The sequence below is a fragment of the Vibrio sp. 1751 genome, from assembly GCF_033339895.1.
Taxonomy (GTDB): Bacteria; Pseudomonadota; Gammaproteobacteria; order Enterobacterales; family Vibrionaceae; genus Vibrio; species Vibrio alginolyticus.
Map to the genome: position 1 here is coordinate 41358 of NZ_JAWOVM010000005.1, position 22819 is coordinate 64176.

Here is a 22819-nt window from a genome sequence, read left to right on the forward strand (position 1 = left end):
GGGCGAATATGCAAGCACCTATTGTGATTATTGGTAGCGGCTTTGCGGCTTACCAATTGGTGAAAACAGTGCGTCGAATGGACGCACATATTCCGCTGCAAGTGTTTACTGCTGATGATGGCGCGGAATACAACAAGCCTGATTTGAGTCATGTATTCAGCAACAAGCAAACCGCCCAAGACTTGGTAGTTAAAAGTGGTGAGGCGTTCGCACAGGAACACAACATCGAACTGCTCGCCCATACCATGATTGAGCATGTCGACGTGCAAGCTCAGCAAGTGGTCGCCAACGGCCAAACCTATCCTTACTCCAAACTGGTGTTTGCGACAGGCGCGAAAGCTTTTGTGCCGCCAATATCTGGCGATGCAGCACCTGAGGTGATAACGCTGAACTCGCTACAAGAATATCAATTAGCGGAAGAGCAAATCAGCCGTGCGGAACGAATTCTAGTAATGGGTGGTGGTTTGATCGGCGTCGAGATCGCCATGGATCTCGCAACCAGTGGTAAAGCGGTTACGGTGGTTGAGCCAAATTCCCGTTTGCTCGCTAACTTGATTCCTGAATTCATCGCATTGCCGCTCGAAAACCAACTTAAGCAGCAAGGTATTCAACTTGCCTTGGAGACTGGGGTAGTTGCGATCAATCACTCAGATGATTCGCTGGTGGCAAGCTTGAGCAAAGGTAAAGCAATCGAAGCCGATGTAGTGATTTCAGCGGCGGGTTTACGTGCTAACACTTGGTTAGCGAAGGCTTGTGGGGTGAGCGTGAACAAAGGCATCGAGGTGGATGCTCGATTACAGACATCAGTAGCTAATGTATTTGCATTAGGCGATTGTGCTGAGATCCAAGGTCGAATGATGCCGTACCTCCAACCGATCGTGCTAAGTGCCAATGCTTTGGGCAAACAGCTACTAGGGCAAGAGGCAGAGCTGAAACTACCGCCTATGATGGTAAAGGTGAAAACGCCGAGCTACCCAATTCAATTGGCAGGCGATTTTAGTTCGGTGACGAACTGGATCGTGCAGATTTCTCAAACAGGCATTGCCGCTAAGGCAGAAGATGAAAATAGCCGACTTATGGGCTTCGTCGTGACGGGAGAGCAAGTTACGCAAGCATTTCCATTACTTCGAGAGTTGTCTCAAGCCGCGCAGGCTTAACCGATTTAAACGAAAAGAATTGTAATTAGAGAGGGTATCATTATGTCGCATCTACGAATTCCCAAAGACTGGACTGTTCAACGTTCAACGCCTTTCTTCACTAAAGACAATGTGCCAGCAGCGCTGCTGACTCATCACAATACCGCTGAGGGAGTGTTTGGACAGCTGTGCGTCATGGAAGGGCAAGTGACCTACTACGGCTTTGCTGATGAACACGCAACAGAAGCAGAAGTAGTGGTGGTGATTAATGCAGGCCAGTTTGCTACCAGCCCACCGCAGTACTGGCACCGTATTGAGATGAGCGATGATGCTCAGTTCAACATCAATTTCTGGTCGAATAAAGACAAGAGTGGGCAAGCGATGTTCCACGCTAAGCAGTAGTGAACCTTTGTAAGTGCTTTGACTGTTACGCTAATCGTCAAGTAAAGGGGTGTAGAAGGCGCAATAAACGGACTGCAATGCAGGATCATCGAGACCGTGGAAAGAGAAATCACGAGTAATGATATCAATTCTTTAGTAGCATGTTACGAAACATTTCAGTCAGGTGAACTAAGGGAAGCGTGCAATGGAAAAACAACGAGTAGCATTTATTGGTCTGGGTGTGATGGGATACCCAATGGCTGGTTACCTAAGTAAAGCGGGCTTTGAAACCAAAGTATACAACCGCACAAAAGCGAAAGCCGACAAATGGGCTGAAGAATACCAAGGCGTAGCTTGTGAAACACCACGTGAAGCGGCAGAAGGCTGTGACATCGTTTTTACCTGTGTGGGTAATGATGATGACGTTCGTAGCGTTGTTTACGGTGAAGAGGGCATTCTGGTCGGCTTGAAAGCGGACGCAGTGCTAGTCGATCACACGACCACTTCTGCAGACCTAGCGGTTGAGCTGGCTGAAGCGTGTGCTAAGTATGGTAATCACTTCATTGATGCGCCAGTTTCTGGTGGTCAAGCAGGCGCAGAAAATGGTGTTCTAACCATCATGTGTGGTGGTGAACAAAGCATTTTTGACCGTGTGTCTCCGGCGATGGATGTGTACGCGAAGCAGATGACGCTACTGGGTGAAAACGGTCAGGGTCAACGCTGTAAGATGGTAAACCAAATCTGTATTGGAGGCGTTTTACAAGGTCTGAGTGAAGCTTTGTTGCTGGCACAAAAATCAGGCTTGGACATCGCTCAAGTTGTAGAAACGCTTAAGCATGGCGCTGCAGGTTCTTGGCAGATGGAAAACCGCGCAAATACGATGGCTGAAGACAAGTTCGATTTTGGCTTCGCTATTGATTGGATGCGCAAAGACTTAGGTTTCTGTCTGCAAGAAGCTGAGCGAGTGGGTCTAGAACTTCCACTGACTAAGAAAGTGGATGAGCAATACGCAGACCTTCAACGTGATGGTTTAGGTCGCATGGATACATCAGTACTGATCAAAGCGGTAGCTAAAAATCAGTAGTTGATGAATCAGTAATAGATAAACAGTTCTTTGGTATCAAAGAGCTTAAAGAAATCTAAGTTAATCATAATGAATCTCCTTGAGCATGGTTTGTGACTTGTGATTAAGGATTAGTGATTTGAAATCAGGAGGTGCTGTAGAGCACCTCCTTTTTTCGTCTTTAAATCACGCAGTGTAATGATTGCAGCGTTCGCTTACTTGTTTAAGCCTAGTGCAATTTCAAGACCTTTGCCGTACGCTTCGTCCGCTTGGTATGCGTGTTGAACGTGGCGCTGTTGGATGAACTCTGGCACACCGTCCATTGCGCGAGCTGTGTTATCGAACAGAGTTTGACGTTGCTCTTCGCTCATCAGACGGAATAGGTCACCCGCTTGGCTGAAGTAGTCTTCGTCTACACGATGATCGTAGTGATCAGCGTTGCCATTGATGCGTAGAGGTGGCTCAGAGTAATCTGGTTGCTCTGCCCATTCTTGTTTGTAGTTTGGCTCGTAACCCAGTGTTGAACCAAAGTTGCCATCAACGCGCATTGCGCCATCACGGTGGTAGCTGTGAACAGGGCAACGAGGTGCGTTCACTGGGATTTGATGATGGTTCACACCTAGACGGTAACGCTGAGCATCGCCGTAAGCGAACAGACGACCTTGTAGCATCTTATCTGGAGAGAAGCCGATACCAGGTACAACTGCTGCTGGGTTAAACGCTGATTGCTCAACTTCTGCGTAGAAGTTTTCTGGGTTACGGTTCAGTTCGAACTCACCAACTGGGATCAGTGGGTAGTCTTTTTGAGACCATACACGTGTTAGGTCGAATGGGTTGAAGTTGACTTCATCCGCTTCTAACTCAGGCATGATCTGTACGTACATCTTCCATTTAGGGAAGTCTTGACGCTCAATCGCTTCGTAAAGGTCACGGTGATGGCTTTCGCGGTCTTTACCTACGATGGCTTCTGCTTCTTGGTCAGTCAGGTTCTTGATGCCTTGTTGAGTTTTGAAGTGGAATTTCACCCAGTAACGTTCGTTTTCTGCGTTGATGAAGCTGAATGTGTGGCTACCAAAACCATGCATATGACGGTAAGAAGCTGGGATACCACGGTCACTCATTACGATAGTCACTTGGTGGAATGCTTCTGGTAGTGATGTCCAGAAATCCCAGTTGTTGGTAGAGCTACGCATGTTAGTGCGAGGGTCGCGTTTTACTGCGTGGTTTAGGTCTGGGAATTTTAGTGGGTCACGTAGGAAGAATACTGGTGTGTTGTTACCAACCAAGTCCCAGTTACCTTCTTCAGTATAGAATTTTAGTGCGAAACCACGGATGTCACGTTCTGCGTCTGCTGCACCGCGCTCACCAGCTACGGTAGTGAAGCGAGCGAATAGTTCTGTTTTTTTGCCGATGTCAGAGAAGATCTTAGCGCGAGTGTATTTTGTGATGTCGTGCGTTACTGTGAACGTACCGTAAGCACCAGAACCTTTTGCGTGCATACGACGCTCTGGGATCACTTCGCGGTCAAAGTGTGCCAATTTTTCAAGGAACCAAACGTCTTGTAATAGTTGAGGGCCACGAGGACCTGCAGTCATAACGTTTTGGTTATGTGCGACAGGGCAACCTGCTGCTGTAGTCAATTTCTTGTTTGTCATTTTTCTTCCCCCTCCAGGGTTCAATACCTTAGAAACTGTAGAGGAGGTTATTACGGAAAAGCTGGGGGAGAAAACTGATATTGCTTATCAATTCAATAGATGGTGACTATGGTCGAAACTATATTAGAATCAGAAATTTACTACATTAGCTTGATTGACATAACAATCGACGTTCTCGAAAGCGATTGACTGGGGGGAGCGCTATCCAGTTAGCGTGTCTACGATGTTAGTAATATCGCCCCTTAAATGAAGTTTTACGCGTCATCAAAGGGGCGAAGTAATTAAGAGTACTTCACTTCAAGTTGTTCAGCTTTTGCAAATGCTGGGTGTGTCGCGAGCTGTTTCCCATAACGTTCAATATTAGGGAAGTGATTAACTAAACCAAACTTTTGAACCAATTCGACAATGAAAGACATCATGATGTCTGCGCCAGTCAGACGCTCTTCTACTAGGTAAGTTTTGCCTTCTAAAGATTGCTCGAAGTAGCCTAGTACATTCATTGCTTCCTTGTCGGCATAGCCTGATAAAAACTGAGTTTCATTTGGCTCTTTGCTTACGAAGATTTTTAGCAGCATAGGTAAAATTGCAGAGCTTTCTGCAAAGTGCATCCATTGCAAATATTCTGTGTGTGCTTTTGTACCACGCTCAGGAGCAAAGGCTCCGTCACTGTATTTCTCAATCAAATATTCGGTCATTGCACCTGACTCAATGATAATCTCGCCGTTATCTTCAAGAACAGGTGACTTCCCTAATGGGTGAACACTTTTTAGTTCTGGCGGTGCCATGAAGGTCACGGAATCACGGACATAGGGTACAATCTCGTAATTTACATCTAGCTCTTCAAGTAACCAAATGATGCGCTTTGAACGAGACTGATTGAGGTGGTGAAGTTTAATCATTTACATATCCCTTTTTATAATGGGTCGTTAATCTGTACTACAAGTTTGCCGAAATTCTTACCTTCCAACAGACCGATGAATGCTTCTGGCGCATTATCCAGTCCTTGTACTAGATGTTCGCGGTATTGGATCTTTCCTTCTGCCAACCATTGATTAATATCTTGCGCAAATTCACCGTAACGATGTCCGTAATCATCAAAAATGATGAAGCCTTGCACCTTGATTCGTTTGGTCAGGAGCTTACCCATTAGTAATGGAAGGTGGTCGGTACCTTCAGGCAGCTCTGTCGCGTTGTACTGAGAAACCAAACCACAAAGTGGGATACGCGCATTTGTATTCAGAAGTGGCATTACAGCCTCGAATACTTTGCCACCTACGTTTTCGAAGTAAACATCAATACCTTTGTCACAGGCATTTTTCAGTTGTTCTGCAAAATCTTCAGCTTTGTGATCAATACACTCATCGAAACCAAGCACCTCTTTAGCGTAACGGCATTTTTCGTCTCCGCCTGCTATACCAACAACTCGGCAACCTTTGATTTTACCAATTTGACCAACTGTTGCGCCTACAGGCCCCGTAGCAGCTGCTACCACGATGGTTTCCCCTGGTTTTGGCTGACCAATGTCGAGTAAACCCATGTACGCGGTAAATCCTGGCATACCTGCAACGCCTAGCGCGTAAGAAGGATTTTGCGGTTCTTTACCAAGTTTAATGACCATCTCACCAGTTGAGATAGCGTAGTCTTGCCAGCCAACAGTGTAGGCAAGAACCCATTCACCTGCTTCGTAATCTGGGTGGTTTGATGTTTCTACCTGACAAACTGTACCACCGACCATTACGTCATCAATTGCAACAGGGTCAGCGTATGATTCGGCATCACTCATGCGACCACGCATGTATGGATCTAGAGATAAATAAACCGTTCTCAATAGCATTTCACCCTCTTTCGGAGTCGGTTTCGTTACCTCTTCTAAACGAAAGTTTTCTTGTGTCGGTGCACCATGGGGACGTGACGCGAGTACTATTCTGCGATTTGTTGCGTTAGTCATATCTATCTCACTTGTTGATTAGACCGGTCGTCTAGCATTTGTTTCAAAATATCCCGCTTATGTAAAGCGGGAAGGTTTACTGTGTTAACACTGACGCTTTTTCTGACAGTGAAACGTGTGTAGGGTGTTCATTCTGCTTCCACGCCGCCCGTTATGGGCAAGTGCGCGTATTCTGCAGTAAGTGTTGAGTATAGGTCAGACTTTGCGTCAATGCTGCCTGATCTTGATAAAGTTTGTTCAGCAAGCTAGCGCCATTCCAAAGGTAGTATATCTGCCTTGCTAATAACGCACTGTCACCATTGGGGATTGAGCCATCTTGAATGCCGATGTCAATGCAATCCGCTATCGCTTGAATGGTTTTGTCTGCTCCTTGGCGTAATGCCAAGCGCATTGACTCAGAGAGATCGGAGACTTCTGCACTTAACTTAACCAATAAACATTTGTTCGCATTACACACGTCGTCTTCTACTTTGACCATTTCTTCGAAATAGCTCATTAGGCGTTGGTAGCCACTCAGTTCAGTATTGGTAAAGCGTGCGTTTAAACGCTCAAAATACTTAGTAAAGTAGTCTTGAATCATCGCTTCACCAAATTGTTCTTTGGATTTGAAGTAATGATAAAACGAGCCTTTTGGCACTGCGGCCTTTTTTAATAGCTCTGAAAGACCAACACTCGTGAACCCTCGGTTTACGATTAACTCGTATCCGACGTCGAGAATATGTTGGCGTGTGTCATTCGTCTTTGCGTTCATGAAGTGTACTATAGAATGAATTAGACCAGTCGTCTAGCCTTTGTTGTGGGTTATTTAATCAGCTCATACTCAATAACAAATAGCGTGTCGGTATTTGGGTAGATTTCTCGAATTAACTGCTTAAGTTTTGGTAGTTCGATGGCTTCTTGTTCTGCATGAAACTCATTAATATCTTCAAAGTGAAGTGGTTCTACAGAACGTATCTTGATATCGCAGACTTTACGATCCGTTTCTAAGGTAAAAACTTCGACTTCTGTATTGGGAACGTAATGGCTTTCTGATTCATCTCGAATCGTTATCGTCTTTTTGCCTGACGTGATCAACGGAGTTAAGAATTCAAAAAAAGTAATCTTGGTTGGATGAGATGGCATGATGTACTCGTTAGTCTGGTTGTTTGGCGTAATTATATACCCAAATCCCTCAGAGATTCCTGTATTACTAGAACGATCGAGCGCGGATGAAGCGAATTAACTTGGCACTAAAGTAACCTGAGATAACACCTATCCAGTTGGTGCTGAGATCATCAAAACTAAATGATCGATTTGGAATAAAAAGTTGGCTTATTTCTTCCATTGAAACGATAGCCAACAGCAGTAGCAAAAGACGAATCCCAAAAATGTCGGTTTTATTCGAGCTCACCAGAGAAGGGAACGTGAAAACCGATAAAAAGCCGATCAATAAACTGAAAGTAAAGTGAAGCGTACTCGATCCGCCTAAGTAGGTTTCCATTTGCAGGTAAGCAGTATGGTGTAAGTCAGAGCTTTTCCACAGAGAGAGTGAAGCGGTTAGCGTCAGGACTAAAACAAAACTCGTGCGTGCCAGTATTAAAGCCATAATTAACCTATTGGAAAGAAGCCTAAGTAACGTTTTACAAAGTACAGTGCAGCTAAATTCTGGATAGCCATGCCAATTGCCATTGCCCACGCTGCACCAATCACCCCAAACATTTGGCAAAGCGTAACAAGTAGGCAGATGGACACCGTACCGGAGGAAATTGTAATGTATTTCATGGTTCTCTCATGACCACTCATTAATAATAAAAAACCTACTGAACCAGTCGCAACATTGACTAACTGCCCCAGAGAAAGGACGACTAATAGTGGCGCCGCGGCGAGAAACTCCTCACCAAAAAACTGCATTACAAACTCGGGGAAGAGGGTGCAAATAATTACGGGTACAATCGCTAAACCAACATTGGCTCGGCACGCCAAGCGGCTCAGGTTCTGCAGTTTGCGCATTTGACGCTCTTTGTAGAGAGAGGCAAACATCGGGGCGACCACAAAGTTAATGGTAATCAGCACGAAGCCAATCAGTAGTGATGTACGTTGGGCTGCGGCTAACAAACCGAGTTCCGCTGTTGAGATAAAAAAGCCCGTAATAACAAGGCTTCCCCATTGAAGAACATTCGTGAAGATACTGCCAACCCAGACTTGCTTGGCAGAAGAGACCATTTTTTTGTTTGGTACGAAAGCCGATGTTTGATATTGATCTGAGCCCAGCCAATTGGCACTAGATATGACCGCGACACCTATGCTCGCTAAAAGCAGTGCGGTCATTAGATTGTTGATATTTTGCTGACCGATATAGTCTAGGGCAAAGACAAAAATGACCATCAACATGCTTACCCCAAGCTGCAACGCAAACAGAGATGATACGACTTTTCTACATGCTTGAAGCACCCGACTGTTGGTTTGCGCAAGCACCAAGAAAGGTATGCAAAGCAAGCATAAAGTAATCGCATACATTGGTGATTGAGTCTGGTTTAGCTGTTCTGGAAACAGATTAAACCCTGCCAACAAAACGCCTATGGCGAGCAAGCAAAATGCCATACTTCGATAAAGTGCGGTTTTATAGTTTTGGCTTTGTTCAAGCTTCTCTTTGTTATTAAAAGCGATCGCATTGTAACGAACTAACGAGACATCAAAACCTAGCTGAGAAACGATAGCGAGTAGCGAGACTAGGTTGAATAAAAAGAAAAATTGACCGGCCGTCGAAGCGTCACTGGTCTTCGATACAATCAGAGTCAGTAAAAAAGCAAATAGCGCACTCAACACACGCGTGATTGCGGTTTTTAATCCAGTAGATAACAAGCTTTTTGTACCGCTGGGCATCAACAGTAATTTTTGTTGAACAGTGTGAAACATAGGGGCATTTAACCGTAAAGTTTATTGAGTGCGAGGCGCTGTTTTTCTTCACTGAAGGCATCGTTTAATTCTGCTGTATATTGGCGAAAATCGATCTCTTCATAATGATTGACACAATGCGCGATCTGCTTGGCCATTTCTTCAGGTGTGAGCGCTAAAAACGGGTAGTTGAGATCTTTGGTTGCGCCGATGGTCCGAATAACCATAGGAAGATGTAACTTGGATGCTTCTAGAATGGTTAACGGCATCCCTTCCCATGCTGCAGTATGTAGATAAAGGTCTGAACCCTTGAGCTTTTCAACTACCTCATCGCGAGGCAGCATGCCCGTTACATCCACATTTTCAGTGCGTAATTTCTGTTCGAGTACGTGGTCACCGCCACCTATCCATGTGATCTCTATCGGGCGGTTAAGCGCATACCGATTAAGGAACTGCAATGTGCTGATAAGAAACTGAGGATCTTTTTGGGGCGTGACACGACCAAGTACAACGAGCTTCAGCGTTTCTTGCTTGTTTCGCTCTATACGATCTTCACTTTGATAAGACACGTAGTTGTTGAGCAGTTCGGCACGTTTCACGCCAATGCTAATGGCTAGGTCACACTCTCGTTGGCTACAGCCTGCAACCACATCAATTTTGCTCAGTTTTACTTTCTCTAGTGCTTTATAGATCTGGCGTGCAAGCTCTGAGATATCTTCACGTTCGAAGGCATAACAGTGCGGTGTGTAAACCAAGCGTGCCTTGCCAAGCTTTAGAAATCGGCCGAGAAATCCTGCTTTACTCGAGTGCAAATGCACGACGTCGGGACCAAGTGATGCAATCATGTGGTTTGCATCGCGAATAAATTGAAGCAAGCCGCCTTCTACCCACTTTGTCTGTACGAAAATGTGGTGGCTGTTCTCATTGGTCAAGTCGTTTTCTCGGGCTCTGGCTAGCAAGAAATGCTGGTAAGGCTCGTCTCTGGATGAGTGAACATAACTATAGAGGGCGGTTTGAACGCCACCTCCAAACGCTTCTGTAACATGGAGTACTTTCTTCATGATGATTTTGTCCCTGGTGTTTGCATCCATTTGTGTTTAAAAGCATCACGCTCTTGCTCTGAATAAACGTGGCGATACAAGGGAAGATCGTACATATAGAACAGTTTTGAGAAGTCGTAGTGATTCTTAAAGTGTTGGTGGATATTGGAGTACCACTTGTTTTTCGCTTCGTTGCTGTTTTTCAGCACGAAGTCTTGCAACTCAAGAAACTCACCGATTTCTTTATCAAGAGAACTGAGCTGTTCGCACTTGATTAGCATGACGTTGGCCTGATCGTTCTGGAATGTGAAGAAAGGTTGAGTGTTGTCCAGCTCTTGGCGCATCACATCGATATTGAAATTACGCTTTAACTCGTTGTCGAACCAGTCCGCAAAATAGTTGAGATTGATATAGTTATCAAAGCAATGCTCGAGGTGCTGATACGTGACTTCCATATCTCGGTGAATTGCATCATTCTTTTTGCCTTCGATAAATTGCAAATGGAGGTCTTGAAAGAAACGAGAAAAGACAGTTGCGATTGGATCGCGGACCAGCGTAACGATTTTAATCTGCTCGCGTTTTTGTAAGATACGTTTTCGCTGCTTGAGCACTAAGCGATAGAGTGCGCGGTTTCGGAAGTCGAAGAATTTACTCACGTCTTTTTTATTGTGATACATGTGAAATTCTTCGTGATCATCAAAGGTGTGGATGTGATAGCTCGGGATATTTTTCTCCCCTAGCGTGTGCTCAATTGATGAGGAGCCAACTTTGCCCATTTGGTAAACTAAAACAAAATTATCAGCTTGGAGTTCTCGGTTCTTTTCAAATTGTCGAGAGATTGAATACTTCATCTATCCTATCCTTGATTATTCATATTCGTGGTGATGGTTTACCGGAAAAGTATGAGCAATGGCCCTTGAGTCGTTGCTCATGCTGATCATGACGGGTAATAAGAGTATTAAAATTATGGTGGTGTTTACCGCAACGAAAAACACCATGATGAGGGCGTATATCGCAAGTAATAGGCTTTTTCTGTTTTCATTAAGACTACGGAAGCAAAAGCGAATAAAAAGAAAATAACCACCAAACAGCAGACCGATACCAAGCAATCCGTATTCAATTGCGGTATCTAACACAAAGTTGTGGGTGTAGATCGCCAGCTCATCATAGTTAAAGTAACTGATCATAAAGTTGGGTAACATTTTCGCGCCGACACCTAGCACTGGGTGTTGAAGTAAAATATCTAGCCCATTGGCAAGTAAAAGTTTTCTATGAAGATTCGATACCCAGCGGGCTTCACTTTGGTTGGCAAATAAGACGTCTTCTTGGGTTATTTCCAATGTGTCTGCTAGCGTTTCAAACCCAACGTAGAGTGTGGTTGTGACGGCAGTAAACACAATGAAGCTCAAGGCTAATAAAATCGCCCACGTGTACGTTTCGCTGAGCGATTTTCTCATTAAGTTTTTTACGAGCAGTTGGTCAAAGAAGAAAAGCAGACAAAAACCAAGTAGCGCTTTTCTTTCTTGTGACAACACCAGTAATACTAAAGCTACGAGCATCAAAAGGTGAAAAGCGCGAATTTTATCTCGATAAAGGTACAGTAGTGAGCACAGTACACCGAACCCGTATTTACTTACCCCGAGTAACTTAAACCCGCTTTGATAACCCTGAGCAAAGTGCCATAAGGCAACGAGCGTACAGATGAAAAACAACAGATACGTGAAATAAACCATTACCCGTTCGTCATCAAACACGCCATAGGCGTACATTAGGCTCAGTAGGCACAAAATCGCTAACCATTGCACAGTTTCTATAACTAGCGGCATTAAAGGGACGCGATTTAGCAGACCATTTATGAACACATACCCAGTGAACAATACGAGGAACCCTATACAGGGATGCATGAGTTTTTCAGCTTTTCCTTCCAATACCACTAATGCAGTAAAACCAATAGACAAAAGGCTTGCGATGTCAGATGGGGCTAGCGCTATTCCTCCAGCACGAAACTTCATAGGAATAAAGAACAATGCTAATAGGCATGCTGCAAGCAATGAGGCGCGATGGCTCGATGGCGCGGAACTATTTGTTGGCGCAAAGCTGCTGGTAGATTCCATAGTAACCTTCACGAAATTTATCGATGGTGTAGAGAGAGGCCCTATTGACGGAGTATTGACTTGCAGCGTCGTACCGCTCAACACTTTCACACAGCTGGAGAACTTTTTGGCTCAGTTCAGTGGCGTTACCAATTTGAAATAAATATTCGGCACGTCCGGTGACTTCATCCAAACCAGGTACGTCCGACGATAGTACGGGTAAGCCTGCTGCCATCGCCTCAACCGCCGCCAAACCAAAGCCTTCGACGTGCGACGATTGCACGTAAATATCCATGTCGTTCAAAAAGGCTGGAATGTCAGAAACTACGCCATGAAAGTGAACACGTTGCGCGACGTTGATTTTTGTTGCCAATGCTTGCAGTGACGATTTTTTTTCTCCATCTCCCGCAAGGTGGAGTTCGTATCGTCTTGGTAAATGGATAAGTGCTTGGATAAGCGTTTCATGATCTTTATGTTGGTGAAGTCGGCCCACCATTCCAATCTTGATAACTGGTTTGTCGATTAGGTGGCTGGCGCATCTTGGCGTCATAGAAAACCTTTTTAAATCAACGCCATTGTGCACCACGTGATATTTGTGTTGGTAGCGAGGCATGAACTTCACCAGTTCATCTTGTACTTTTTCACTAATACTGACCGTCAAGTCGTGGCCCCAATATAAGACGTATTCCATGAACTTAAACAGCGGATAGTCACGTCGACGGTTATAAGAACAGTGCTCAGTCTGGATTCGTTTTTTACCTACCGCCAATAGCGCTAGGTAAATGGAAGGATAGAGGTGCCCGTGAACGACATCCGGCCAACGCAGCAAAGAGAATTTCTCACTCAATGACAAAGTGCGCCAGTTAAAACACTCTACCCCTTGGGCGGATAGCATTGGTAAGTAATCATTTTCATCACACAAGACCAAAATTTTGATTTCGTATTCAGGCTTATGTTCTAAAACAAGGTCGACTAAGAACTTCTGAGCACCGCCGTTCTGAGAAAGATCATTAATAATATGTAGAATCTTGGTTTTCATGATTAATTGGTCAGATATTGCTGTTTAAGGTCGGTGATTTCTGCATTTGAGAAAAAGTGCTTCGTCAATTTAGAATTCAGCATTTCTTCAACGTACTCGGGTGTAGGTTGAAATTGCGTTTTGAATTCTTTCATTAGTGGCGAGTACCATTTGTTGTCTGATTGATTTTCATAAACAACATCCACGGGGTAACCTAAAAAGTCTTCAACTGCGGAGTTAGCCTTCGTTAGCTTGTCACTTCGAATGACCAACAGTGAGAAGTTATTGTTATGGTATGTTTGATAGCCTACTTCGTGATTAAAAGACTCGTTAAACACATCAATCCCTGTTAGTTGTTTGATCTCGTTGTCAAACCACTGCAGCGCATATTGATGATTCATGTGCTTATCAAATGCTTCTTGGAGTAATTGCGGTCGTTCGGTACGTATTGCGCTGTCATCCTTTAGATATTTGTCCGCCATCCAAAAAGGAAGTGCTTGAAAGAACATTGAGACATTTCGTCCGATCGGTTCACGCACCAGCGAGATAATTCGAACTTTTTTCTTGCGCTTTAACATATGGCTCATCGTTATACGCTTTAGTCGTCGCTTTAACGCATTGATCTGAGGCTTATGCAATTGCGCTCTAACGGGGGATATTTGTTTTTGCGCATCGACGGTCATAAGGTCGTGCAAGTGAATCGAGTTAGGAATGGAATGCTCTAATGCACTCGAACCTACTTTGCCCATTTGATAGATCAATACCGGCTGTTCTTGGCTTTTCAACGTTTGGTACCAAGATAGGTTTACGTTAGTAGGCGTATTTCTGGACATAAAGCGTCTCTCCTTCCTTGGCCTTGGCTTGTGTGATTAAGACGCCAAGAGATGGAACTGAGTGTTGTATTTGTTTAGATAACGCAAGGTTAACCAGTGATGATTTTGTTGATTCTGAGCGAATGACGGTGATCAGACCATTGGCATACTGACCAAGAATAAGTGCGTCACTCACTGACAGTAGGGGTGGTGTATCGATAATGATCCGGTCATACTTATTTTGAAAATGTTCGAGCAACTTTTTAAAGCGATCAGAAGCCAGTAATTCCTGTGGGTTTGGCGGAATTAGGCCGGCCGGTAATACATCTAAGTTGGCTTCTTTTATATGTGTAACACAATCTTTGATTGGCGTATCCATCGTCAGGATATGCGTTAAGCCAGGGCTTGATTCAGCAATACCGAATCGTTTTGCGATGGAAGGTCGACGTAAATCGCAGTCGATGATCAACACCTTTTCCATTTTTGAAAACGACACCGCCATATTGATACTGGTCGATGTTTTTCCTTCTTCTGGAATAGCAGAGGTAAAGGGCAATATCTTTTGCTTCGTGTTGGTTAATCTGAGCAGAAGCGAGGTTCTGACGGAGCGGCAAGCTTCACTAAATAGCTTTTCTTCATCATCTAAATACGCGGTATAACTGACGCCGTTTTTACGCAAATTGCGTTTTTTGACCATAGGAATCACACCTAAACACGTAACACCAAGTTTCTCCTGCACATCGGCTGTGCTTCGGATAACTTCTCGCATCGTTTCTAAGATGATGACCAGAGCGCAAGCAATGGCAAAGCCAAAAAAGGTGGCAATCAGTACTAGTTTGATTCGTTGTGGTGCCACCGGGAATAGAGGAATGATGGCTTTATCAGTAAAGCGAGCAGTGACATTCTTGTAGTCGCTGGTGGCGTTGGTCTCTTTCTCACGATTTAAGAACGCTTCATAGAGTGCCTTATTGGATTCAACCTCGCGTTTTAACTGTTCGTAACGCGCTTTTTGTGACCCTAACGATTGGAAGTCTGACTTTTTGTTATCGAGTTCTGCTCGAAGCATGTCCTCTTGCGCTTTTGCAGCAAGAAGGTCTTGTTGCTTACTGAAGGAAATGTCCCGGATGAGTTGCTGGGTTCTTGATTGAATTTCAGCAAGCTGTGCTTTCGCCTGAATCATTCGATCATGCTTAGGTCCGTAGCGCTGTGCCAGTTCAGAGAGATTTTTGGCTGCCTGTGCTTCCGACAATTTTAGATCGCGGATTTGCGCTTGATTAGCGAATTCATCAATTGACAACAAGCTGTCTAAACTTTGCGAAGATTTACGTCGTAACAGTTGGATTAACGTCTGCGCTTCAATACGCTTATTAACAGCGATATTCAGCTTACGAGTGAGTTCTTCTAGCTCATTTGCGTAAATTTCATCAATACCGTTTATATCGATCAACCCTTCTTTTAACAAGAATTCTTGCAGCGCTTGCTCCGAGTTACGTAATCGCTCCTCCAATTTTTGAGAGTTATTTGTCAACCAAGTAGCCGCATTTTGTGTAACGACCAATTTGGCTTCAAAATTTGCGTCAATATAGGCTTGGCCGACCGCGTTGGCGATTGTCGTAGCAAGCTTAGGATCGGTAGAACGAAAGCGAATTCTGACTAATTGGGTGTTACGTACTGGCTCAATATCGAGTTTACTTCTGAAAGCTTGAAGTGCCTGATAATAGGACTCTGAAAACTGCGCGGTTTCTTTTGGGCTTGGTGCCACATTCAGTAGGTCTTGAACAAAAGGAATCGACTTTATTTGGTCGATTTTTTTATTTAACCCCCCTGAGCTTGTGAATTCAGGTAATTGGGTGAGGTTCAGCTCCCTAATGACCTTATCTGCAATATGATTCGATTTTAAAATGGCGATTTGCGTTTGAAAGTACTCTTTTTTTGTCGTGTCGACGCCATATACTTCCTCGATTGAAAGGGCGCTTTTTTGCTCCTCTTGGATGAGTAGCGTAGCTGTAGCTTGGTATATCGATGCTTTGGAGTAGATATACCAAGTACAAGTTAATGAGAACAGAAGCGTGAATGCTGCGATGCTTAGCCAATTCTTTTTAATCGCTTTGAAGTGATGGCCAAAACGAATCAGTTCTACTTTGTTCATCTGGAGATTATTTGGATGAGTCCCGTTCATTTGATTCCCTGTCACTTAAAAGAAGCTCTGGTCAATAAATACAATGTCACCAGGTTCAACGTTGCGGTGCATACTGACCCCCTCCATCGTTTGACCTGTTTTATGCTTGGTGAGGTTAATGCCTTTGCGTGAGGCTCTGTCGGTCAAGCCACCTGCTAGAGCGATGGCCTTCTCTATGGTTAACCCTGGACGGTACTCAAATCCACCAGGTTTCCTGACTTCTCCATTAACGTAAAACAGACGAAAGTTATTGATGGTGACCATCACTTTTGGATTGATGAGATAATCGCCTTTTAAGCCCGTTTCTATTTCGTACTTGAGTTGTTTTGGTGTTTTTTTGATTGCTTTAATTCGGCCAAGGTAGGGGTAATCAAAGTAGCCATCTGACGTTATTAGAATATTTTTAATCGTAAGATCTTCTTCACCATAGACCTGCACGGAAATGGTATCGCCAGTATCGAGTAAGTAATCTTCCTCGTTTGAGTCAGCGTTGACCAAAGTGCTAAATAGCAACAACGCTACACTCATGAATTTGATGAATGCCTTCATTAATAATCCTTTTTACAGAGAAAACTGTGCGCTTAAAGTCCAAATGTTTTGTTCGAAGCTATAACCCGATCGGCTAGAGTTTTTATCTTGGTATTGCCAATCGGCTTGCAGCAGTATCCAACGTTTGATCTGATAATCGATACCAAAAGATAGAGTGTACCGTTCGTCGTTTCTGGAGATTCCCGTGTAATCATCTTGTTGATAAACAGCACCTAAGCGAGTTGCAAGGTAACTATTCCAATCGTGCTTCAGGTTCAGTCGGTAACGAGTTTGTAGGTTGTAATCGCCATCTTGATCGGGGTTAACCGCCGCTTGAGTGGTTTTCACGCTGACTAGAGTTTGTTCTTGAGGCAACCATTCAAAGCCGATATCCCAACTAAAGCCTTTAAATGTCTCTCGTTTAGCGCTGTCAAAATCTTTGATTTGATAACCGAGTCGAGCGATGCCTTTGGTTTTTCCTGTGACTTCCCATTCGGCACCGGTGTAATAGAAACTGGTGTTGTTATCTTTCGATGGCTGCGCAGAATTTCGGTGCTGATACTCGGTTACGATTTGGTTTGTTCCGACTAACCAATAGGTTCTTGGCGTCGCTCTTAAATAGAACTCCAAATGTGCATTGGGAGCTCGAAAATCGTTGTATTTAGTTTTAGCGTTTGGGCGACCAGGCAAGCCGTCACGATAGTTTTGATAGGTTTTATCACTATAGCCTAAACCGAATTCGAGTCTGCCTTTGGCACCGTTAGATCCAAAGACATAATTGGTTTTTACATCGTTACGGTTGAACTCTATTGGTGCGTCGATTGCGCTACCATTACCTTCGGTAATATCTTCTCCTCGAACTTCATGCTGGGCGCGAAAACGGTAATCAACCACTAAACGATGACGATGATTAAATTCGAAAAAGTTGGAAAACTGAAAAGTGTGGTCGTCGAAGTCGTTGCGATCGTCAGATGAAAAGCCAGCTTTTAACTTATATAAAATATCTGCGCGATAGCGATTCCGTTCTATACGTGCTAGTAAGCTTGGTTCTATACCCCAAATATTGACTGACTCTACATTGCCGGATTTTTCCGCTTTATTGATGTTGTCATCTCCCTCGTAGAAAGTTTTTACGAGGGGAATCAACTCTATACCAGACTCGGTTTGGTAAGCCATCGGTTCTGCGAGCAAGTCAGTAGAAAACAGACTCAATGCTATTGCCATTGTCAGTTTCTTCATAATCTCAACCTTAGTAAGCGTTAGCACCAGTGAAGCCTTTGAAAACGGTCATAAAGATGATTTTGATGTCCATCCAAACCGACCAATGGTGGATGTAATCCAAATCAAACTCGACTCTCTTTTCCATTTTTTCTAAGGTGTCGGTTTCGCCGCGATAACCATTAATCTGCGCCCAGCCAGTAATGCCTGGTTTTACTTTGTGACGTAGCATGTAGCGATCCACGATCTGACGGTATTCTTCATTGTGTGCCACGGCATGAGGGCGTGGGCCGACAATAGACATGGTCCCTTGCAGTACATTGATAAATTGAGGTAGTTCGTCCAAAGAGGTGCGACGTAGAAATCCGCCAAAAGGCGTAATACGAGGATCGTTCTTTGTCGCCTGTTTCACGTTGGAACCTTGATCCATGGTTGTCATTGAACGGAACTTCCAGACTTCAATCTTGCGTCCATCAAGACCGTACCGATGTTGTTTAAAGATGACAGGGCCTTTAGACGTTGCCTTAATGACAATCGCAATGACGAATAGAATAGGGGCGATTAAGACCAAAATAATGCTCGAAAACAAGATGTCTTCAAACCGTTTTACCCAAGAAGAAATTCCAGCAAAAGGTGTATCAAAGACACTTAGTGTTTGAACTTGGCCGATCTGCGCCCAACGAGAATGTAAAAGGTTATAAGTGAAGAAGTCGGGAATCAGATACGTATTTGCGGTGGTATCTGAGAATTGGTTAAGAAGTGACGCAATGCGCTCTTTTGCGTGCATTGGCATCGCGATATAGACGTAATCTACTTCCCCTTTTTTAGCTCGCTCAAGGGCGTGGTCAACAGCTCCTTTAATAGGATAATCAGAATTTGGCAATCTGTCGGAAGATCGTTCGTCGTAAAAGCCATCAAAAAGCACGCCGTGTTCTGTGTGGTTTTGAATTTCGTTAGCTAGGGTAATGCCGTGAGGAGTTTGGCCGATGATGATCGCAGTGCGAGTGTTGAATCCTTTCTTTCTCAAATAGGCTAATCCGGTACGGAATGTTACTCGCCATGCTAAGAGCAGAGCGGGCGTAATCGCAAACCACAGCACTAAAATTGTGTTATCAAATAAGGTATGGACTTCAGAAAAATACAGCACAATAAAGATAAGTGCAGAAGTCACCGCCCAAGAAACACAGACAATAAACATCTGCTCTTTAAACGAACTGGTTCGCCAAGAGCGATACAGATTGCCGCTTTCTGCCATAAATAGAAAAGAGATGCCTCCAACGAAAGCCAATATGACGTAATCTTTCCCCATCGCAGTATTCATGTCTTTGAACACTAAAAGCAGCATAAAAGAGACGATGACAGCAAGATCTGAGATGCGATATAAAAAAGCGAACTCCATCTCATGAGAGCGGATAAGTCCTTTTTGTTTCATGACTCAGTTTCCCTTCTGACACGCTACCGCCCTTGGGTGTCTTCCCCAATTGCCGTGTCGTGAACGTTATTAGTAGTTAGTGCACAGAGCATTCTGTGGAATGCTGCTGAGTTTTTTGTCACGTGTAATTTCGTTGATAAGTGTAAAAATTTGCGTTGTTGAGGTAAGTGGAAATAAGAATGATATTTAGCCCTTTGGCTAAGTTTGGCGGGTTAGGAAAAAGCTGGTACTTACTTATGAGGGATGAGGAAAAGTATTAAAAATGAAGTATCAGTACAAAGACAATGGTTTATGTGAGGGTAGAAGAAACGGGTGATTTGATTCGTTCACGATTAATGATTTAGTATCGAATTGCTGATATTTATTAAGATAAAAAAATCCCTCTCAAGTGAGAGGGATTTTTGAGTAAGGACGAATGAACTATTCGACTTCTACGCCGTTTTCTTTGTATAGGCGGCGGCATGCGCGACCATCACTGTGGAACAGGTGACAACGATGAGCTGGAATACCGATCTCGATTTTATCGCCAGTGTCGACTGCAAGCGTGTCCGGCTGACGGAAAATAACGTCGGCGTCCGCGCCTTCTAGATTTAGGTATACTTGAGTTTCGTTACCTAGCTTCTCAACAATCATCACTTCACCGTGAATACTTGCATCAGCTTCAGAAGCGGATAATAGGTGCTCAGGGCGAATGCCTAAAGACATTCGGTCGCCGCGGTTAACTGTTGTACCATCCACCGGAATCCAGAAAGATACGCCGTTAGATAGTTGAACTTTGACGCGCTCTGCTTCTACTTCATCAATGAACACGCTCATGAAGTTCATTTTCGGAGAACCGATAAAGCCAGCTACAAAGCGGTTTTGTGGGTAATGGTAAAGTTCAAGCGGCTTACCAACTTGCGATACATAACCGCCGTCTAGTACAACGATTTTATCTGCCATTGTCATCGCTTCTACCTGATCGTGCGTTACGTAGATCATGGTACAACCAAGTTGGCGTTGTAGCTTAGTAATTTGTGCTCGCATGTTTACACGCAGTGCCGCATCCAAGTTTGATAGTGGCTCGTCTAGAAGGAATACATTTGGCTGCGATACTAATGTTCGGCCAATCGCCACACGTTGACGCTGTCCACCAGAAAGTGCTTTTGGTTGGCGCTCAAGCAAGTGGCCTAGTTGTAGGATTTCTGCTGCTTGTTCAACACGCTTGTCGATTTCTGCTTTGTCTGCTTTTGCTAGTTTCAAGCCAAATGACATGTTGTCATATAAGTTAAGGTGCGGGTAAAGAGCGTAAGACTGGAATACCATACCAACACCACGTTTGGATGGTTCGACGTCATTCATGCGCTGGTCACCAATATACAAATCACCTGAAGTAATGTCTTCAAGACCGGCAATACAACGTAAAAGGGTAGATTTACCACAACCTGATGGACCTACGAAAACAACAAATTCACCTTCGTTGATTGTTAGGTCTACGTTCTTAGAAATCAGTACGTCGCCATACGCTTTACAAACATTTTTTAACGTGACACTCGCCATGTAGCTCGTCCTCGATCAATTTTTTATTATTCACCGCTCATCATTATATGAATTATCTAGCGAGCAGTAACAGTAGGAATCGGTAAGTTCTTGCGGTTGGTAAGAAAAGTAGGGTAGCACTTCAATAAAATGTCCTGAATAGAAGTGCTACCCATCATAGCCAAGTACGAGTTTCTCTCCCCCACATTATTCGTATTGTCTCCCCCGTGAAATAATTACCACAAACAACACTAATAATGACATTCCACTCGTCTGGCAATGCAAAACCAGCAAATCTTTTTCCTAATACGTAGGCACTGCTGGGAAAGGGTTCTTACCATCCACTCTTGGATGACTGCAGTTTCTAAGATTGTGCGTAGTGCGACATCCTCCTAATAGAAATAATTGTAGGGGGAGTAGAAAGGGAGGAGTAAAAAAGGAGGAGGAAGAAAGCAGTTGGTCGGAAATCACATTATTGCACCACCTAAAGTTGAAACCGATCACAGGAACTATCCATTTTGTGATTTGAGTCTCTTACCCTTGGCGATTTAGATCACGAAAATACGTCATAATTGTAAGGGCGTAGGGATTAGGAGGATGAGACATATTGGATTATTTCAGATGATATATGTCGAAATACGGCTGAACCTCAATGGACTAGCCCTACATCAAAAATATAAAAAGGATACGAACATGAAAAAGTTAAGCGCTGTAGCACTAGGTACTCTTGTTGCTTTGGGTTCTTTTGGTGCTAATGCTGCCATCGAAGAAGGACAACTTACTATCTGGATCAACGGTGATAAAGGCTACAACGGCCTTGCTGAAGTTGGTAAGAAATTTGAAGAAGACACAGGCATTAAAGTGACTGTGGCTCACCCAGATGGCCTTCAAGACAAATTCCCTCAAACTGCAGCGACTGGCGACGGTCCTGATATCGTATTCTGGGCTCACGACCGTTTCGGTGGTTACGCAGAAGCTGGCCTGCTAGCAGAAATTAAACCTTCTAAGAATATTCAAGAAGGTATCGTTGATTTCGCTTGGGATGCAGTACGTTACGACGGCAAATTGATCGGCTATCCAGTTGCGGTTGAGTCTCTATCTCTAATCTACAACAAAGACCTAGTTCCAAACCCACCAAAGTCTTGGGAAGAGGTTGCAGCATTAGATGCAAAACTTAAAAAAGACGGCAAGTCTGCAATCATGTGGAACCTAAAAGAACCGTACTTCACTTGGCCATTAATGGCGGCTGATGGCGGCTACGCGTTCAAATACACTTCTGAAGGTTACGATGTTAAAGACGCTGGTATCGCGAAAGAAGGCGTTAAAGACGCAATGAGCTTCGTAAAAGGCTTAGTTGATAAAGGCGTAATCTCTGCGGATATGGATTACTCCGTGTCTGAGTCTGCGTTCAACCAAGGCAAAACAGCGATGACGATTAACGGTCCATGGTCTTGGGGCAACATTGAGAAGTCTGGCGTTAACTACGGCGTGACTACGCTACCTAAGTTCCAAGGTCAATCTTCTAAGCCATTCGTTGGTGTTCTAACGGCTGGTATCAGCACTGCGTCTCCAAACAAAGACCTAGCAGTTGAGTTCATTGAGAACTACCTACTAACAAACGATGGCCTACGTATGGTTAACAACGATAAGCCTCTAGGTGCGGTAGCACTTAACTCGTTCCAACGTGAGCTTGATTCAGATACTCGTATCGCAGCAACAATGGACAATGCGATGAACGGCGAAATCATGCCAAATATCCCTCAAATGAACGCATTCTGGGGTGCGGCTAAGAACGCAATCATCAACGTAGTTGACGGTCGTCAAACTGTCGATGCAGCTCTTGCAGATGCAGAAAAACAAATGACTAAATAATTAAGTAAGACCTTTTTAAGGAGGAGGCAACTCCTCCTTACTTTTCTATATT

21 protein-coding genes are annotated in these 22819 nt (G+C 44.1%); 4 read left to right on the forward strand and 17 right to left on the reverse strand.

All coding sequences use genetic code 11. The features are described 5' to 3' along the window. Positions 1–8 precede the first annotated feature (8 nt). The 3 genes from norW to R7041_RS03420 all read left to right on the forward strand — a co-directional run bounded on the left by norW (position 9) and on the right by R7041_RS03420 (position 2601). Positions 9–1157 (forward strand): NADH:flavorubredoxin reductase NorW, encoded by a 1149-nt coding sequence (gene norW, locus R7041_RS03410; RefSeq protein WP_169628850.1) that lies wholly within the window; start codon positions 9–11, stop codon positions 1155–1157. A 42-nt stretch (positions 1158–1199) separates the two neighbouring features. After that, a complete protein-coding gene (locus R7041_RS03415) occupies positions 1200–1538 on the forward strand; it encodes a DUF1971 domain-containing protein (RefSeq protein ID WP_054701793.1) in 339 nt (112 codons plus the stop codon). A 184-nt stretch (positions 1539–1722) separates the two neighbouring features. Further along, positions 1723–2601, forward strand: a complete 879-nt coding sequence (locus R7041_RS03420) for an NAD(P)-dependent oxidoreductase (RefSeq protein WP_005375233.1) — start codon at positions 1723–1725, stop codon at positions 2599–2601. A 194-nt stretch (positions 2602–2795) separates the two neighbouring features. On the opposite strand, the gene R7041_RS03425 is transcribed toward R7041_RS03420, so the two are convergent. The 17 genes from R7041_RS03425 to malK all read right to left on the reverse strand — a co-directional run bounded on the left by R7041_RS03425 (position 2796) and on the right by malK (position 20916). Continuing rightward, entirely contained in the window at positions 2796–4235 is a 1440-nt protein-coding gene (locus R7041_RS03425; protein ID WP_017821260.1) for a catalase, read from the reverse strand. Positions 4236–4516: 281 nt separating this feature from the next. Continuing rightward, positions 4517–5134, reverse strand: coding sequence for a glutathione S-transferase family protein (locus R7041_RS03430; RefSeq protein ID WP_005375238.1), 618 nt, complete (start codon positions 5132–5134; stop codon positions 4517–4519). Between the two features lie 14 nt (positions 5135–5148). After that, positions 5149–6183, reverse strand: a complete 1035-nt coding sequence (locus R7041_RS03435) for an NADP-dependent oxidoreductase (RefSeq protein WP_206949083.1) — start codon at positions 6181–6183, stop codon at positions 5149–5151. A gap of 151 nt (positions 6184–6334) precedes the next feature. Further along, the gene (locus tag R7041_RS03440; protein ID WP_005385858.1) at positions 6335–6934 is read right to left on the reverse strand and encodes a TetR/AcrR family transcriptional regulator; all 600 of its coding nucleotides are present in this window, start codon (positions 6932–6934) and stop codon (positions 6335–6337) included. 50 nt (positions 6935–6984) lie between these two features. Next, entirely contained in the window at positions 6985–7305 is a 321-nt protein-coding gene (yqfB, locus tag R7041_RS03445; RefSeq protein ID WP_005385855.1) for a N(4)-acetylcytidine aminohydrolase, read from the reverse strand. 67 nt (positions 7306–7372) lie between these two features. Then, the gene (locus R7041_RS03450; protein WP_206949082.1) at positions 7373–7768 is read right to left on the reverse strand and encodes a VanZ family protein; all 396 of its coding nucleotides are present in this window, start codon (positions 7766–7768) and stop codon (positions 7373–7375) included. 2 nt (positions 7769–7770) lie between these two features. Beyond that, complete coding sequence (locus R7041_RS03455; protein ID WP_206949081.1) at positions 7771–9078, reverse strand: oligosaccharide flippase family protein; 1308 nt, start codon at positions 9076–9078, stop codon at positions 7771–7773. An 8-nt stretch (positions 9079–9086) separates the two neighbouring features. Next, on the reverse strand, positions 9087–10118 hold the full coding sequence (locus tag R7041_RS03460) for a glycosyltransferase family 4 protein (protein WP_206949080.1): 1032 nt from the start codon (positions 10116–10118) through the stop codon (positions 9087–9089). Beyond that, a complete protein-coding gene (locus R7041_RS03465) occupies positions 10115–10948 on the reverse strand; it encodes a putative capsular polysaccharide synthesis family protein (protein ID WP_005375258.1) in 834 nt (277 codons plus the stop codon). Before R7041_RS03465 ends, R7041_RS03460 begins: the two co-directional genes overlap by 4 nt. Before the next feature lie 15 nt (positions 10949–10963). After that, the gene (locus tag R7041_RS03470; RefSeq protein WP_206949079.1) at positions 10964–12211 is read right to left on the reverse strand and encodes an O-antigen ligase family protein; all 1248 of its coding nucleotides are present in this window, start codon (positions 12209–12211) and stop codon (positions 10964–10966) included. Continuing rightward, a complete protein-coding gene (locus R7041_RS03475; RefSeq protein WP_206949078.1) occupies positions 12177–13229 on the reverse strand; it encodes a glycosyltransferase in 1053 nt (350 codons plus the stop codon). Before R7041_RS03475 ends, R7041_RS03470 begins: the two co-directional genes overlap by 35 nt. 2 nt (positions 13230–13231) lie before the next feature. Next, entirely contained in the window at positions 13232–14041 is an 810-nt protein-coding gene (locus tag R7041_RS03480; protein WP_005375261.1) for a putative capsular polysaccharide synthesis family protein, read from the reverse strand. Continuing rightward, positions 14019–16199, reverse strand: coding sequence for a GumC family protein (locus R7041_RS03485; RefSeq protein WP_171342490.1), 2181 nt, complete (start codon positions 16197–16199; stop codon positions 14019–14021). Before R7041_RS03485 ends, R7041_RS03480 begins: the two co-directional genes overlap by 23 nt. Before the next feature lie 15 nt (positions 16200–16214). Then, entirely contained in the window at positions 16215–16748 is a 534-nt protein-coding gene (locus R7041_RS03490; protein WP_005375265.1) for a polysaccharide biosynthesis/export family protein, read from the reverse strand. A 12-nt stretch (positions 16749–16760) separates the two neighbouring features. Then, positions 16761–17966 (reverse strand): outer membrane beta-barrel protein, encoded by a 1206-nt coding sequence (locus R7041_RS03495; RefSeq protein ID WP_258512573.1) that lies wholly within the window; start codon positions 17964–17966, stop codon positions 16761–16763. Positions 17967–17976: 10 nt separating this feature from the next. Beyond that, the gene (locus R7041_RS03500; protein WP_005375269.1) at positions 17977–19377 is read right to left on the reverse strand and encodes an undecaprenyl-phosphate glucose phosphotransferase; all 1401 of its coding nucleotides are present in this window, start codon (positions 19375–19377) and stop codon (positions 17977–17979) included. A gap of 420 nt (positions 19378–19797) precedes the next feature. Next, positions 19798–20916 carry a maltose/maltodextrin ABC transporter ATP-binding protein MalK gene (malK, locus tag R7041_RS03505; RefSeq protein ID WP_005375271.1) on the reverse strand — a complete coding sequence of 373 codons (1119 nt, stop codon included), beginning with the start codon at positions 20914–20916 and terminating at the stop codon, positions 19798–19800. Between the two features lie 672 nt (positions 20917–21588). Here malK and malE point away from each other — a divergent pair. Further along, complete coding sequence (gene malE, locus R7041_RS03510; protein WP_005375272.1) at positions 21589–22767, forward strand: maltose/maltodextrin ABC transporter substrate-binding protein MalE; 1179 nt, start codon at positions 21589–21591, stop codon at positions 22765–22767. Positions 22768–22819 lie beyond the last annotated feature (52 nt).

Excerpts from the sequence above, each read along its gene's own strand:
- yqfB (WP_005385855.1), bottom strand. The coding sequence starts at position 7,305 with ATGCCATCTCATCCAACCAAGATTACTTTTTTTGAATTCTTAACTCCG.
- R7041_RS03495 (WP_258512573.1), bottom strand. The coding sequence starts at position 17,966 with ATGAAGAAACTGACAATGGCAATAGCATTGAGTCTGTTTTCTACTGAC.
- malE (WP_005375272.1), top strand. The coding sequence starts at position 21,589 with ATGAAAAAGTTAAGCGCTGTAGCACTAGGTACTCTTGTTGCTTTGGGT.
- R7041_RS03435 (WP_206949083.1), bottom strand. The coding sequence starts at position 6,183 with ATGACTAACGCAACAAATCGCAGAATAGTACTCGCGTCACGTCCCCAT.
- R7041_RS03500 (WP_005375269.1), bottom strand. The coding sequence starts at position 19,377 with ATGAAACAAAAAGGACTTATCCGCTCTCATGAGATGGAGTTCGCTTTT.
- R7041_RS03465 (WP_005375258.1), bottom strand. The coding sequence starts at position 10,948 with ATGAAGTATTCAATCTCTCGACAATTTGAAAAGAACCGAGAACTCCAA.
- R7041_RS03415 (WP_054701793.1), top strand. The coding sequence starts at position 1,200 with ATGTCGCATCTACGAATTCCCAAAGACTGGACTGTTCAACGTTCAACG.
- malK (WP_005375271.1), bottom strand. The coding sequence starts at position 20,916 with ATGGCGAGTGTCACGTTAAAAAATGTTTGTAAAGCGTATGGCGACGTA.
- R7041_RS03460 (WP_206949080.1), bottom strand. The coding sequence starts at position 10,118 with ATGAAGAAAGTACTCCATGTTACAGAAGCGTTTGGAGGTGGCGTTCAA.
- R7041_RS03440 (WP_005385858.1), bottom strand. The coding sequence starts at position 6,934 with ATGAACGCAAAGACGAATGACACACGCCAACATATTCTCGACGTCGGA.
- R7041_RS03430 (WP_005375238.1), bottom strand. The coding sequence starts at position 5,134 with ATGATTAAACTTCACCACCTCAATCAGTCTCGTTCAAAGCGCATCATT.
- norW (WP_169628850.1), top strand. The coding sequence starts at position 9 with ATGCAAGCACCTATTGTGATTATTGGTAGCGGCTTTGCGGCTTACCAA.
- R7041_RS03470 (WP_206949079.1), bottom strand. The coding sequence starts at position 12,211 with ATGGAATCTACCAGCAGCTTTGCGCCAACAAATAGTTCCGCGCCATCG.
- R7041_RS03485 (WP_171342490.1), bottom strand. The coding sequence starts at position 16,199 with ATGAACGGGACTCATCCAAATAATCTCCAGATGAACAAAGTAGAACTG.
- R7041_RS03475 (WP_206949078.1), bottom strand. The coding sequence starts at position 13,229 with ATGAAAACCAAGATTCTACATATTATTAATGATCTTTCTCAGAACGGC.
- R7041_RS03450 (WP_206949082.1), bottom strand. The coding sequence starts at position 7,768 with ATGGCTTTAATACTGGCACGCACGAGTTTTGTTTTAGTCCTGACGCTA.
- R7041_RS03480 (WP_005375261.1), bottom strand. The coding sequence starts at position 14,041 with ATGTCCAGAAATACGCCTACTAACGTAAACCTATCTTGGTACCAAACG.
- R7041_RS03490 (WP_005375265.1), bottom strand. The coding sequence starts at position 16,748 with ATGAAGGCATTCATCAAATTCATGAGTGTAGCGTTGTTGCTATTTAGC.
- R7041_RS03425 (WP_017821260.1), bottom strand. The coding sequence starts at position 4,235 with ATGACAAACAAGAAATTGACTACAGCAGCAGGTTGCCCTGTCGCACAT.
- R7041_RS03455 (WP_206949081.1), bottom strand. The coding sequence starts at position 9,078 with ATGTTTCACACTGTTCAACAAAAATTACTGTTGATGCCCAGCGGTACA.
- R7041_RS03420 (WP_005375233.1), top strand. The coding sequence starts at position 1,723 with ATGGAAAAACAACGAGTAGCATTTATTGGTCTGGGTGTGATGGGATAC.